Annotated in this window: 10 protein-coding genes; 4 read left to right on the top strand and 6 right to left on the bottom strand. The window is 64.7% G+C overall.

What is annotated here, in order from left to right; genetic code table 11:
* The first annotated feature begins 99 nt into the window (after positions 1 to 99).
* The gene (locus NTH_RS14490; protein ID WP_338531923.1) at positions 100 to 1,131 is read left to right on the top strand and encodes a Fe(3+) ABC transporter substrate-binding protein; all 1,032 of its coding nucleotides are present in this window, start codon (positions 100 to 102) and stop codon (positions 1,129 to 1,131) included.
* 97 nt (positions 1,132 to 1,228) lie between these two features.
* On the top strand, positions 1,229 to 2,923 hold the full coding sequence (locus NTH_RS14485; protein ID WP_338530669.1) for an ABC transporter permease: 1,695 nt from the start codon (positions 1,229 to 1,231) through the stop codon (positions 2,921 to 2,923).
* A 294-nt stretch (positions 2,924 to 3,217) separates the two neighbouring features.
* Here the strand turns inward: NTH_RS14485 and NTH_RS14480 are convergent, their stop codons facing one another.
* On the bottom strand, positions 3,218 to 5,176 hold the full coding sequence (locus NTH_RS14480) for an acetoacetate--CoA ligase (RefSeq protein ID WP_338530668.1): 1,959 nt from the start codon (positions 5,174 to 5,176) through the stop codon (positions 3,218 to 3,220).
* 192 nt (positions 5,177 to 5,368) lie between these two features.
* Between NTH_RS14480 and NTH_RS14475 the strand changes: the two genes are divergently transcribed.
* Complete coding sequence (locus NTH_RS14475) at positions 5,369 to 7,195, top strand: AsmA family protein (RefSeq protein ID WP_338530667.1); 1,827 nt, start codon at positions 5,369 to 5,371, stop codon at positions 7,193 to 7,195.
* A 20-nt stretch (positions 7,196 to 7,215) separates the two neighbouring features.
* Here the strand turns inward: NTH_RS14475 and NTH_RS14470 are convergent, their stop codons facing one another.
* From NTH_RS14470 to NTH_RS14450, 5 genes are all read right to left on the bottom strand, one after another.
* The gene (locus NTH_RS14470) at positions 7,216 to 8,034 is read right to left on the bottom strand and encodes an ABC transporter permease subunit (RefSeq protein ID WP_338530666.1); all 819 of its coding nucleotides are present in this window, start codon (positions 8,032 to 8,034) and stop codon (positions 7,216 to 7,218) included.
* 2 nt (positions 8,035 to 8,036) lie between these two features.
* Positions 8,037 to 8,948, bottom strand: coding sequence for an ABC transporter permease subunit (locus NTH_RS14465; protein WP_338530665.1), 912 nt, complete (start codon positions 8,946 to 8,948; stop codon positions 8,037 to 8,039).
* A 6-nt stretch (positions 8,949 to 8,954) separates the two neighbouring features.
* Positions 8,955 to 10,094, bottom strand: a complete 1,140-nt coding sequence (locus tag NTH_RS14460) for an ABC transporter ATP-binding protein (RefSeq protein WP_338530664.1) — start codon at positions 10,092 to 10,094, stop codon at positions 8,955 to 8,957.
* A 90-nt stretch (positions 10,095 to 10,184) separates the two neighbouring features.
* A complete protein-coding gene (locus NTH_RS14455; RefSeq protein ID WP_338530663.1) occupies positions 10,185 to 11,282 on the bottom strand; it encodes a polyamine ABC transporter substrate-binding protein in 1,098 nt (365 codons plus the stop codon).
* A gap of 117 nt (positions 11,283 to 11,399) precedes the next feature.
* Positions 11,400 to 12,785: a glutamine synthetase family protein gene (locus NTH_RS14450; RefSeq protein WP_338530662.1), complete on the bottom strand. Its 1,386-nt coding sequence runs from the start codon at positions 12,783 to 12,785 to the stop codon at positions 11,400 to 11,402.
* 198 nt (positions 12,786 to 12,983) lie between these two features.
* Here NTH_RS14450 and NTH_RS14445 point away from each other — a divergent pair, with 198 nt between their 5' ends.
* The gene (locus NTH_RS14445; RefSeq protein WP_338530661.1) at positions 12,984 to 13,961 is read left to right on the top strand and encodes an NADPH:quinone reductase; all 978 of its coding nucleotides are present in this window, start codon (positions 12,984 to 12,986) and stop codon (positions 13,959 to 13,961) included.
* Positions 13,962 to 14,104 lie beyond the last annotated feature (143 nt).

Raw genomic sequence — 14,104 nt, 5'->3', positions numbered from 1 at the left:
AGGAGGGTACGGTCGCCGATGGCTTGACCGCAGAGTTAAACCCTCCCGGGATCTTGGCTCCCGGTGGTTAGGAGACAGATCATGTTGACGAAAACCCCTATGCTCATAGCCGGCTTCGCCGCCCTTGCGATGGCCGCCGGCTTCACTCCCGCCCTGGCGCAGGCCGAAGGCACGGTGAACATCTACTCCTACCGGCAGCCTTTCCTCATCGAGCCGCTGCTCGACGCCTTCACCGAAAAGACGGGCATCGAGACCGAGGTCCTGTTCCTCGACAAGGGTCTTGAGGACCGGATCGCCGCCGAGGGCGAAAATTCCCCGGCCGACGTGATCCTGACGGTCGATATCGGCCGCCTGGTCAACGTGAAGGAAAAAGGCGTCACGCAGTCGGTCGACAATGAAACGGTCAATGCCAACATTCCGGCGGAGTTCCGCGATCCGGAGGGCAACTGGTTCGGCCTGACCACGCGCGGCCGCGTCGTCTATGCCTCCAAGGAGCGCGTCGACCAGGACACCATCACCTATGAGGAACTGGCCGACCCGAAGTGGAAGGGCAAGATCTGCATGCGCAGCGGCCAGCACATGTACAATATCGCGCTGTTCGCCTCGATGATCGCTCATCATGGCGAAGAAAAAGCCGAGGAATGGATGCAGGGCCTGAAGGCCAATCTCGCCAGGAAGCCCAATGGCAATGACCGTGGCCAGGCCCAGGCGATCTATGCCGGCGAATGCGATCTCGGCATCGGCAACACCTATTATGTCGGCAAGATGATCACCAACGACAAGGAGCCCGAGCAGAAGGAATGGGCGAAGGCCATCAAGGTCCTCTTCCCGAACACCGAAGGCCGCGGCTCCCACGTCAACATCTCCGGCATGGCACTCGCCAAGCACGCGCCGAACCGGGACAACGCCATCGCGCTGATGGAATATCTGTCGAGCGCGGAAGCCCAGGCCATCTATGCCGAGCAGAATTTCGAGTATCCGGTGCTGCCGAGCGCCGAGACGGCCGAGCTCGTCAAGTCCTTCGGCGACATCAAGCCCGACAGCCTGCCGCTGGCCGAGATCGCCGCGCACCGCAAGGCCGCCTCGGAAATGGTCGACCGCGTCGGACTCGACGAGGGTCCGGAAAGCTGAGCAGGCTTCGCGCCGAGCATTCCCGGAGGCCGGGCGGGGAGACCTGCCCGGCCTCCGTGCGTAAGGATCCCCCTCGGTCCCATCCGCAGACATATCGATGAGCAGCTTCAGCCTGAACACTCCAAAGCTGCCCGCCGCCGACCGTCGGGCACGCCGGCAAAGCCATAAATGGCCTATCGGCATCGTCGTGGTCATCGCCGCGGTCGTCCTGCTGCCGGTCGCAACGCTCGTCGTTGCCGCGATGGGGGGCACAGGCGAGGACTGGCCCCATCTTGCACGTTACGTCCTGCCGCAGTCGATAACAACGACGCTGAGATTGCTGGTGCTGGTGGCGCTGGGCAGCGGCGTCATCGGCGTCGGGTGCGCCTGGCTGGTCGTGGCGTATGAGTTCCCGTTGCGGCGGGTTTTCGCCTGGGCGCTCGTGCTGCCGCTGGCGGTGCCGCCCTACTTGGCCGCCTATGCCTTCGCCGAGTTCTTCCACTATGTCGGGCCCGTGCAGAGCCTGGTGCGGGGCCTGTTCGGCTTCGAGCGGCCTTCGGACTACTGGTTTCCGGACATACGCTCGACCATCGGCGCGGCCATCGTCATCACCGCGGTCACCTTCCCCTATGTCTATCTGACCGCCCGCGTCGTCTTCTTGATGCAGGGCCGCAACATCGCCGACGTGGCGCGCACGCTGGGCGCGGGGCCGGCGCGGGTCTTCTGGCGGGTATTGCTGCCCGTGGCGCGCCCGGCCATCGTGGCCGGCGTCGCGCTCGTGCTGATGGAGACGGTCAACGATTTCGGCGCGGTCCAGCATCTCGGCGTGAACACGATGACCCTTGCGGTCTATTCAACATGGCTCAACCGAGGAAGCCTGGAAGGCGCGGCGCAGATCGCCGTCATCATGCTTGTGCTCGTTCTCGTCCTGCTGACGGCCGAGCAGATGGCGCGGCGCAAACAGCGATTCCATGCCCCGAGGGGGACCCAGATCAATATTCGCCCGCCGCGCAAGGCGCTGTCGGGCGGGCGGGCGCTGGCGGCCATGGCCCTCGCGCTCCTGCCCATTCTGGCGGGCTTCGGGGTGCCTCTCGCAATCTTCGGCCGCTACGCGCTCAACCGGCTCTACCAGTTTGGCGAGCCGGCGCTGGCCGAGGCGTTCCTGACGAGCGTCGCCGTCGCCGTCGCGGCCGCCGGCCTCGCGGTGGGAGCCGCGCTCGCCATCCTTTATGCGGCGCGGCTCGTCCGCTCGCCGGTGATGATCTTCATGGTACGCCTGGCGACGGTCGGCTATGCGCTGCCCGGCACCATCCTTGCGCTGGGGCTGCTGCTATCGCTGGCGCGGCTGGACAATGCGGTTGACGCGTTCGCGCGCAGCCATATGGGCTTTTCCACAGGACTGCTTCTGACGGGCTCGGCGGCCGCCGTCATCCTTGCCTGCGCGATCCGCTTCCTGGCGCTGGCCGAGGGCGCGGTTCAGGCGGGGCTGGAGAAGCTGCCGCCCAATCTCGACCAGGCCGCCCGCAGCCTCGGCCGCTCGGCACCGGCGAGCGCGGTGAGCGTGCTCCTGCCCCTGCTCAAGCCGGCCATCTTCACGGCGGCGATCCTTGTCTTCGTCGATACGGTCAAGGAATTGTCGGCGACCATCCTGCTCCGCCCATTCGGGTTCAACACGCTCGCGACCTATGTCTACGAAAACGCTTCGCGGGGGGCCGTCGAAGAGGGCGCCGTGGCAGCGCTGCTGATCATCGTCACGTCGATCCTGCCTGTCGCGCTTTTGTCCGGTCCGCTCATGCGGGATCGCGGCGCATAAAAAAGCGCCCCTTGAAAAAGGGGCGCAAAAATTCGTTTCAGGGTGCTGTCAAAACAGGGGCTTGGCGTTTCCCCGGCCACTTCCCACCAAGGAGGGGCCGGGCTGCTGCGTCAAGTTACGCACGACTATCGTCGCCATTCCTTAACAGAACCTTACCGGGGTACTGCCATCTTTACGAAAGTGTATCACCCGTGAATTCTCGGTAAATTTCGGTGCAAGGAACTCTTAACCATGCGGTGATCACGAATTGTAGCGGGATAAGGAAAACCGGTTCCCACTTTTCCTTATCCGGCTCTACGACTTCAGCTGGGGGATGTCGCGGTAAAGGTCCAGCGCCTCCGGGTTGGCCAGCGCCTCCTTGTTCTTCACCGGGCGGCCATGGACGATGTCGCGCACGGCGAGTTCGGTGATCTTGCCGGACTTGGTGCGCGGGATATCCGCGACGGCGACGATGCGGGCGGGCACATGCCGCGGGCTCGCCCCGGTCCTTATTTTGGTGTGGATCTTCTTTTCCAGCGCCTCGTCCAGAGTCACACCCTCGGCCAGCCTGACGAACAGGACCACCCGCACATCGTCGTCCCACTCCTGGCCGATGCAGATGGCTTCCAGAATCTCGGGGAGCTGTTCGACCTGATTGTAGATCTCCGCCGTCCCGATGCGCACGCCGCCGGGATTGAGCGTGGCGTCCGAGCGGCCATGGATGACGATGCCGCCATGGCGCGTCCATTCGGCGAAATCGCCGTGGCACCAGACATTGTCGAAGCGGTCGAAATAAGCCGCGTGATACTTCTCGCCCGCCGGGTCGTTCCAGAAGCCGATGGGCATGGCCGGAAAGGCGCGCGTGCAGACGAGTTCGCCCTTGCCGGCGTTAAGGTGCTTGCCGTCGTCGTCCCAAACGTCGACGGCCATGCCGAGGCCCGGGCCCTGTATCTCTCCCGGCCAGACGGGAAGCGTCGGGACGCCGAGGACGAAGCAGGAGACGATGTCCGTGCCCCCGGAAATGGAGGCGAGATGGACGTCGGACTTGATGCCGTCATAGACGAAGGCGAAGCTTTCGGGCGACAGCGGAGACCCGGTGGAGGAGATGACCCGCACGCTCGAAAGGTCGTGCGACTTGCGCGGTTCCAGCCCTGCCTTGTGCACGGCGTCTATGAACTTGGCCGAGGTGCCGAAATAGGTGATCTTCTCGGCGTCGGCGTAGTCGAAAAGCGCATTTCCATCCGGATGGAAGGGCGAACCGTCATAGAGGACGAGCGTGGCGCCCGAGGCCAGCCCGGAGACGAGCCAGTTCCACATCATCCAGCCGCAGGTCGTGAAATAGAAGACGCGGTCGCCCTCGCGGATATCGGCGTGCAGCCGCTGCTCCTTCACATGCTGCAGCAATGTGCCGCCGGCGGAGTGGACGATGCACTTGGGCGTGCCGGTGGTGCCGGAGGAAAACAGGATATAGAGCGGGTGGGCGAACGGCAGCCGCTCGAACACCGGCTCCTTCGCCTCGATCGTTTCCAGCGCCTCCTCCATCGAGACGGCGTTGGGGATCGATTTGGCGGCCTCGCCGGCGGTTCCCAGATAGTCGACCACCAGAACCCTTCGCAGGCTCGGCAGCGAGGCCGCGATTTCCGCCGTCTTTTCGGCCACCTCAAACGATTTCCCATTGTACCAGTAGCCGTCCGGCACGATGAAGATGACCGGCTCGATCTGCCCGAAACGATCGAGGACGCCGCGGACGCCGAAATCGGGCGAGCAGGAGGACCAGATCGCGCCGAGCGACGTCGCGGCCAGCATCGCCGCCACCGTTTCGGGCATGTTGGGCATCATCGCGGCGACGCGGTCGCCGGCCTTCACGCCGTGCGCTGCGAAATACTGCTGAAGCTTGGAAACGAGGTCGCGCAGCTCGTCCCAGCTCAGCCGGCGCTCGGCCTTGTTCTCGCCGCGAAAGACGATGGCGTCGTCCGCGCCCCGCCTGGGCAGGAGATTCTCGGCAAAGTTCAGCCGGGCTTCGGGGAAGAAGGAGGCGCCGGGCATGCGGTCGCCGTTTTCCAAGACGGTGCCGCCTTTCCCGCCGACGATGCCGCAAAAGTCCCAGACCAACGACCAGAAGGCCTCCCGGTCATCGATGGACCACCGATGCAGAGCCTGGAACCCCTCGACATCGCGTCCCGCGCGCTGCGAGGCTTCCCGCGCAAATGCGGTCAAGGCCGACTGGTCGATCCTTGTGCGGCTGGGCGTCCAAAGGGGTTGCTCGTGGTGCATCTAAATCCTCCAGATTGGCTTGCCGGTTATGCATTCACCCGGTGGCGGGAGCAAGACGGTATTCGGGAACGGCCTGCGACTACGGCATGTAAACGGCAGGCATGGCCGGGGGATTACCGCGCGGCTTCCTTCACTTTTCGGTATTCTTAGCCTAAACGGGGAACGGGCATCGGAACAGGCAAGGATATATTCGTGACATTGGCCAGAAAGGGCGTGTGGGCAGCTTCTGCCGCTGTGGTGCTGGCCTTGCTCGTGGTCTTCGGCTTGCCCGTCATCGCTTCCACGCAGATCGTCCGGGACAGCGTTGCCTCGCAGATGAGCGCCTGGAGCGGCTACCGCGTAAGACTGGACGAAACGCCCCAGATACAGGTCTGGCCCGCCTTCCGCGCCGTGCTGCATGACGTGTCGCTGGCGGACTGGAATCCCGGCGATCCAGCGCCGGTCGTCGAAGCCGAACGGATCGAGATCGATCTGTCGGCGCTGGCGGCTTTGCGCGGCGACGTCGTCTTCACCAAGATGCGGCTCATCAGGCCGCTTATACGGCTGCGGCCCGGCGAAGACGGATACACGTTGCCGGCACCGAAAGGGTGGGGAAAGCTTGCGCGTTCGGTCGAAGCCGCGCGGGCCCTCGTTTCCTCCGCGCCGGCAAGCCCGGACCTGCAAGGATTGCCAAACGACGTTTTCGGGACCATCGAAATTGTCGAAGGGCGGCTGATAGCGCAGGGCAGCGGGGAGCATACCGACCTGATGACCAGCATTACCGGGCAGCTCGACTGGCCGGCGCTCAACCGGCAGGCCTCGCTATCGGCCAGCGGCATATGGCACGGCGAGAGCGTCAAGATCGCCGCCTCCAGCGCACAGCCGCTGATCTTGCTGGGCGGCGGCAGCGCGCCTGTCGACGTATCCATCCAGTCGGCGCCGGCGAACGCGACATATAAGGGCACCGCCAGCTTTGCCGGTGACAGCTTCATCGACGGGCAGATCAGCCTGGCGGCGCCTTCGCTGAACCGGCTCATGGAGTGGACGCATGCGCTGACCTTCGCAGGAAACCGCGTCGGCCCCGTCACGCTGTCGGCTCAGGTTACGGGCGACCAGCGGCGCCTGAAGTTCGAGAACGCCGCGATCGGCTTCAACGGGAGCGGCGGCAAGGGCCTTCTGGATGTGAGCCTGGGCAATGGCCGGCCAGCCGTCGCCGGCACGCTGGCCTTCGACGCGCTGGACCTGCGCGCGCTGCTCAACGCGTTCAACCCGTTCTCGCGGACGGTCATGGCAGACGGGCGCGAACAGCACCTGCGGATCGGCGGTTTCGATGTCGATCTGCGGCTTTCCAGCACGACAGCCGCGCTTGGTTCGGTGAAGCTGTCGGGCGTGGCGGCCGCGGTGAAGGTAAAGGACGGGCTGGAAACCTTCGACGTCTCGGACGCGTCCGCCTTTGGCGGCAATCTGCAGTTCGGCATGCGCGCCGACCGGACCGGGGCGCAGGACATGATCGAACTGCGCATGACCGGGGAGCAGATCCAGACCGGCGAGTTCGGGGCGGCCTTCGGGCTCGAGCGGCTCGTGCCCCAGGCGCAAGGCTCCTTCTCCCTCATGGTCAGGGGCACGGGCAGCGACCTAGAAACCGTATTGCAAGGGGCCGACGGAAGCTTCACCGCCACTTTGGGCAAAGGCACGGTCCCAGGGCTCGACATGACGCGTTTCCTGGCCTTGAGCCAGGAGGGCGACTTCTTCCCGCTGGCCGCGCTGTCGGAAGGCACTCTGGCTATCGACAATGCCGAGCTGCGGGCAACGATCACCAAAGGCGTGGCCCAGATCGACCGGGCGGACGCCCGATCAGGCCCATATGCGATCTCGCTCGACGGGCTGGTTCCCATCGCCGGGCGGGGCCTTGCCCTCTACGGCACGCTCGGCCACGCGCAAAACGAGGCGGCTGCGCCGCCGGCGCCGCTGATGTTTTTCGTCGGCGGCTCGTGGAGCGCCCCGTTCATCGCTTCCTTCCACGCGCCGGCGCCGCAATAATTGCGACGACGCTGCCCAGCTCAACCGCGCTCCGCCAGCTGCTCGTCCCGCCGGCGCTGGACCTCGCGCGTTTTCGTGACCAGCGATGCGGCGATGACGCCCACGGTGACGACGCCTATCAATAGCGTGCAGGCGGCATTGATTTCCGGCGTCACGCCCAGGCGGACCTGGCTGTAGATCTTCATGGGAAGAGTGGTGGCGCCGGGGCCGGAGGTGAAGCTGGCGATCACCAGATCGTCGAGGGACAGGGTGAAGGCCAGCATCCAGCCCGAGACGACGGCAGGCAAGATGACCGGCAGCGTGACCTGGAAGAAGGCCCCGACCGGCGTCGCCCCGAGGTCGAGCGCGGCCTCCTCCAGCGCCTCGTCGAACGAGATCAGCCGCGACTGCACGACGACCGCCACGAAGCACATGGAGAAGGTGATGTGGGCGATGGTGACGGTGGCGAAACCGCGGTCGAAATTGATGGCGACGAAGAGCAGGAGCAGCGAAAGGCCGGTTATGACCTCCGGCATGACGAGCGGCGCGAACACCATGCCGGAGAAAAGGACGCGCCCGCGAAACCGTGCGTAGCGGGTGAGCGTCACCGCGGCCATGGTGCCAAGAACGGTGGCGACGGTCGCCGACAGGAAGGCGACCCGCGCCGTCACCCAGGCTGCATCCATCAAACCCCGGTTAGAGAAGAGCGCGGCATACCATTTTGTCGAGAAGCCCGCCCAGACGGTGACGAGGCGCGATTCGTTGAACGAATAGATCACCAGCAGCACGATGGGCAGATAGAGGAACGCGAAGCCGAGCACCAGCGCGGCGATGTTGAGCCTGCCCCACGTTCCGGCCATGGCTAGCGTCCCTGCTCTTGCGTGCGGGCCTGGGCCCGCTGGAAAAGGACGATGGGCACGATCAGAAGGAGGAGCAGGATCACCGCCACGGCCGACGACACCGGCCAGTCGCGGTTGGAGAAGAACTCGTTCCAGAGCGTCTTGCCGATCATCAGCGTGCGCGAGCCGCCGAGCAGGTCCGGGATGACGAACTCGCCCACCGCAGGGATGAACACCAGCATGCAGCCGGCGACGACACCGGGAAGCGACAGCGGAAAGGTGATCTTCCAGAACGCGGTCAGCGGCGGGCAGCCCAGATCACCGGCTGCCTCGATCAGCGAGTAATCCATCTTCTCCAGTGTCGCATAGAGCGGCAGGACCATGAACGGCAGGTAGGAATAGACGATGCCGATATAGACGGCGGTCGTCGTGTTGAGGATGACCAGCGGCTGGTCGATCACACCCAGGAAGAACAGGAACTGGTTGAGCAGGCCCTCGGGCTTGAGAATCCCGATCCAGGCATAGACGCGGATGAGGAAGCTGGTCCAGAAGGGCAGGATCACGAGCATGAGCAGCAGCGGCCTGACGCCGGAAGGCGCGCGGGCCATGCCATAGGCGATTGGATAGCCGACGGCCAGCGTGAGTATCGTCGAAACCCCGGCGATCCAGACACTGGACAGATAGGCGTTCACATAGAGCGGATCGCCGAACAGCCAGAGGTAGTTTTCGAAGGAGAGCTCGCCGAGCGCCTCAACGAACCCGCTCCAGCCCTCCTCCAACCCGAAGGTCGGCACGTAGGGCGGCATGGCGATCGCGGTCTGAGACAGAGAAATCTTGAAGACGATGAAGAAGGGGACGAGGAAGAAGACCAGCAGCCACGCATAGGGAACGGCGATGACGAGGCGGCGGAAGACGGCTGAAAGGGCCCGGTTCATCGCCGCCTACCGCGCCAGGACGACGCCGGCGTCGGGCGCGAAGGAAACCCATGCACGGTCGTGCCAGGTCAGTTCCTCGCCGATCCTGCGCAGGCTGTTGACCGTGCTGGCCTTGACGACCATGCCGTCGTCGAGCTTCACATAGTAGATCGTCATGTCGCCCAGATAGGCGATGTCCCAGACCTCGCCTTCCATCGTGTTGACCGCGTTGTCCGGCCGGGCGCTCGACACCTTCATCTTCTCGGGGCGCACCGCCAGCCACACCTTTTCGCCAACCACCGCATCGGCCGGGGCATCGGCGCTGAGCGCCAGGCCATCGGCGCGCACAATGCGCGAACCGCGCGAGCCCTTCTCGCGCAGCTTTCCCTCGAACATGTTGATCGAGCCCACGAAATCGGCCACGAAGCGCGAGTTCGGTGCCTCGTAGATCTCCGGCGGCGTGGCCACCTGCAACACGTTGCCCTTTTCCATGATGGCGATGCGGTCGGCCATGGTCATGGCTTCTTCCTGGTCGTGGGTCACGACGACGAAGGTGAGGCCGAGCTCGTGCTGGAGGTCCATCAGCTCGAACTGCGTCTCCTCGCGCAGCTTCTTGTCGAGCGCGCCCAGCGGCTCGTCCAGCAGCAGCACCTTGGGGCGCTTGGCCAGTGAGCGGGCGAGCGCGACCCGCTGGCGCTGCCCGCCGGAAAGCTGGTGCGGCTTGCGCCCGGCGAACTGCTCCAGCTTCACCAGCTTGAGCATCTGGGCCACACGCTCGGCGATCTGTCCTTTTGGCATGCCCTCCTGCCTGAGCCCAAAGCCGACATTGGCTTCCACGCTCATATGCGGGAACAGGGCATAGGACTGGAACATCATGTTGACGGGGCGCTTGTAGGGCGGAATGCCCCGCAGGTCCTGCCCGTCAAGCAGGATGCGGCCGGCGCTCGGCGTCTCGAAGCCGCCCAGCATCCGCAGGAGGGTGGACTTGCCGCAGCCGGACGCACCCAGCAGCGCGAAGAATTCACGCTCATATATGGTGAGCGTCAGGTCGTCGACCGCAGTGAAATCGCCGAAGCGCTTGGTGAGGTTTTCGATCTGGATATAGGGCTTTGCCTTCGGATCGGCCCATGGAGCGAAGCTCCGTCTCGTGCTGCCCAGCGATTCCATCAAAAGCGCCCTAAGCCCAAGCCTTAATCTCAGCAGACCTTGATCGACCCTGCGGGACCGGCCCGGAAGACCGGGCCGGCGCGGCCGCCATTACTGGCCGGTGACGACCCTTGTCCAGGTCCGGGTAATCAGGCGCTGCTCGCGGGGATCGGGCGGCGTGGTGGTGAAGAGATTGTCGAGCGTTTCCTGATCGGGATAGACCGCCGGATCGCCGATCACCTCCTCGTCCAGGAGTTCCTGGGAGGCCTTGTTGCCGTTGGCGTAGAACACGTAGTTGGAGGCCTTGGCGATGACTTCGGGACGCATGATGTAGTTGATGAATTCATGCGCCTCCTCGACGTGGGGCGCGTCGGCGGGGATGGCCATCTGGTCGAACCACATCTGCGCGCCTTCCTTGGGGATGGAATAGCTGACGGTCACGCCCTGACCGGCCTCGGCGGCGCGGTCCCGGGCCTGGAAGACGTCGCCGGACCAGCCCACGGCCAAGCATATGTCGCCATTGGCGAGCGCGTTGATGTACTCGGAAGAATGGAACTTGCGGATGTAGGGGCGAATGGAAAGCAGCAGTTCCTCCGCCATCGCGATCTGTTCCGGCGACCGCCCGTCCGGGTCTTCGCCCAGATAGTTCAGCGCGGCCGGGATCATCTCGGCCGGAGCGTCGAGCATGTGCACGCCGCAATCCTTGAGCTTGGAAAGCTTTTCCGGATCGAAGACGACGTCCCAGGAATCGATCTTGTCGATGCCGAGCGCTTCCTTCACCTTGTCGACATTGTAGCCGATGCCGGTGGTGCCCCACATGTAGTTGATCGAGTATTCGTTGCCGGGGTCGTATTTCTCGGTGCGGTTCTCGATGACGTCCCACATATTCTCAAGGTTCGGCAGCTTCGACTTGTCGAGCTTCTGGAACACGCCGGCCTGGATCTGGCGGGCGAGAAAGGTGCCGGTGGGGACCACGACATCATAGCCGGTGCCGCCGGCCAGCAGCTTGGTCTCCAGGATCTCGTTGGAATCGAACACGTCATAGACGACCTCGATACCGGTCTCCGCAGTGAAGTCCTCCAGGATGGATTCGTCGATATAGTCCGACCAGTTGTAGACGTTCACGACGCGGTCCTGAGCGTGGGCATTCAGCCCCAGAACCGTCGCGGCGAGGGAAACTGCTGAAAGCAGTGCGGTCTTGCGTATCATCGAGTGACTCCCATTTGCGGCATGCTTATTTGTCCACCATCCAGGCAGACGGCTTCGTGTTTTGTTAAAACCTATTGTCGTTTCGTGAATGCGACAAGCGCGAATTTTCTTGTTCCATCAAAGATATGTCGTGCGTTCGAGCGGCGTTATCTCTCCCCAGAAGGCGACGATCTCGGCACGCTTCAAGTCGCGATAGACCTTGGCGAGCAAGGGACCCAGCGCACGGTCGACGAAGTGGCTGCGCATGGTGAGCTGCAGCGCATCATCCATGTCGTCCGGCAGGGCCGGCCCGTCCCCCTCATAGGCGTTGCCCTCCACCGGCGGCGGCGGCTTTGCCCTGCTCTCGATGCCTTCCACCATGCCCTGGATGATGGCGGCCATGACCAGGTAGGGGTTGGCGTCGGCGCCGGCGATGCGGTGCTCGACGCGCTTGTTCTCATCGTTCGAGACGGGGATGCGCAGGGCGACCGAGCGGTTGTTCTCGGCCCAGACGGCACGGGTGGGCGCGTAGGAGCCGGGCGTGATGCGGCGAAAACCGTTCCAGGTGTTGATGAAGAGGAGCAGGGATTCCGGCATTGTGGTGAGCAGGCCGGCCACCGCCGACTCCAGCCGCGCCCTCCCCTCGCCGCCGCCAAAGACGTTATTGCCGTCGCGGTCGCAGATGGATGCGTGCACATGCATGCCGTTGCCGGCATATTCCAGAAAAGGCTTGGCCATGAAGGTGGCCGTCAGCCCGTGGGCGCGGGCGCAGCCCATGACGATGCGGCGCAGGAGGATCACGTCGTCGGCGGCGCGCAGCGGATCGGCGCGATGCTTTAGATTGACCTCGAACTGGCCGGGCGCGGCTTCCTTGATGATCGTGTCGATCGGCAGGCTCTGGGCATCGGCAGCGTCGCGGATCATGTCGAACAGATCCTGATGCTCGGCCAGGTCGTCGAGGCCGTACATGCGCAGCCTGTCGGGCCCGGCCATGGCGCCGACCGGCGCGGGCATGCCGTCGTCCCAATCGGTCTCCGGATCGAGCAGGTAGAACTCCAGTTCGAAGGCGACGGTGGGGTAGAAACCCTTCGCGTTGACCTCCTGCACCTTGCGCTTGAGCACCTGGCGGGAGCAGGCCATATAGGGCTCGCCTTCGGGCGTGAAGGTCTGCAACAGCACCTGCGCGGTCTTGCGCTTGGCCCATGGAACGATGGAAAGAGAGCCGCGCGTCGCCCGGCAATAGCCGTCCTTGTCGCCGGTCTCGATATGGAGGCCGGTTTCTTCCACCTCCCGGCCCCAGACATCGAGCCCATGCAGGGACATGGGGAAGTTCACGCCCTCCTGATACGCCTTTTTCAAGCTGTCGCCCGGCGCCCACTTGCCGCGGATGACGCCGTTGGGGTCGACCAGCAGGAACTCGACCGCTTCCAGGTCGGGGTGCTCCGCGACGAATGCCTCGTATTCCGCCTCGTGCTCGGCGGAGGTGAAGCCGGTGGACGTTCTTTCCGGCACGGAGACGGCCATGGCGGTATCGGGGAGCTTGCTGTGGGGAAGCGGTATCCTGGCGCCCGTGCCTGTTTTGGCAGGTCCGTTGGCTCTCTGTCGCAAATTACGCCTGTCTTGCTGTTGCGCTTGCGGGAAAGGTGCGCCGCTTCACTCGGACTTGTCAATGGCAGCAGGGTGCGGCAGCTTGTCGGCTGGAAATGGCGAAGGAGGACGCCCGTGAAAGCTGCCTGGTACGAACGGAACGGCCCGGCGCGGAACGTGCTGGAGGTGGGCGAGACGCCGACGCCCCAGCCCGCCGCCGGCGAGGTGCGGGTCCGGGTCCACGCTTCAGGCGTCAATCCGTCGGACGTGAAGGGGCGCGCGGGCCGCCCGCTGATCGGGCCGCGCATCATTCCCCACAGCGACGGGGCGGGCGACATCGATGCCGTCGGTGCGGGCGTCAGCCGTTCGCGCATCGGCGAACGCGTGTGGCTGTGGAACGGGCAATGGCGCCGGACGTCGGGCACCGCCGCCGAGTATATCTGCGTGCCGGAGGCCCAGGCGGTCCGGCTGCCGGAACATGTCGACTACGCCACCGGCGCCTGTTTCGGAATACCGGCGCTGACGGCGCTGCACGCGGTCAACAGGCTCGAAAAGCTGCCCGGCAAGACGCTTCTGATCATCGGCGCCGGCTCTTCCGTCGCGCACTATGCGCTGCAGGTCGCAAAGGCGCGCGGCGCGCGCGTTCTGGGGACCGCGTCACCGGCCCGCGCGGCGCGGGCCCGCGCGGCGGGCGCGGACTTCGTGATCGACTACAAGTCCAAGGACGTCGCCAAGGTGGTGAAGGACCTGACCGCCGGAAAGGGCGTCGACGGCATCATCGACATGGATTTTGCCAGCACCGCCGATCTCCTGTCCCAAGGGGTGCTGGCGGCGCATGGAAAGTGCGTTTCCTACGGCTCGAACTATGCCGGCGACATCGCGCTCTCCTTCCCTGCCATGCTGTGGAACAGCCTCACCCTCGAGGTGTTCCTGGTCTACGAATTGCAGGAGGAAGCGCGCGCCAGGGCCATCGACCAGCTGACGGCGCTGCTCGCCTCCAACGCGCTCAAGCACGACGTGGCGGCCCGGTTCCGGCTCGACGAGATCGCCAAGGCGCACGAGGCGGTGGAAGGCGGGCAGGCGGTCGGCAACGTCATCGTCGATATCGTCTGAAAAGGCCTGCAACGCCGCGCCAAAGGCGGCGCGGCCGATACCGGCTCCTTTGGGCCCCGCCCGGCCGGCGATCGTTCTCGTTCGTCTTGTGCGATATGTGGTTGAGCAGGACCAGCCCATGCAGGAAATCCATCATCATTATC

Origin of the sequence: Nitratireductor thuwali (assembly GCF_036621415.1) — a bacterium.
Classification (GTDB): domain Bacteria; phylum Pseudomonadota; class Alphaproteobacteria; order Rhizobiales; family Rhizobiaceae; genus Chelativorans; species Chelativorans thuwali.
The sequence above is the reverse complement of the archived record's forward strand: the minus strand, read 5'-3'. Positions and strand labels throughout refer to the sequence as shown.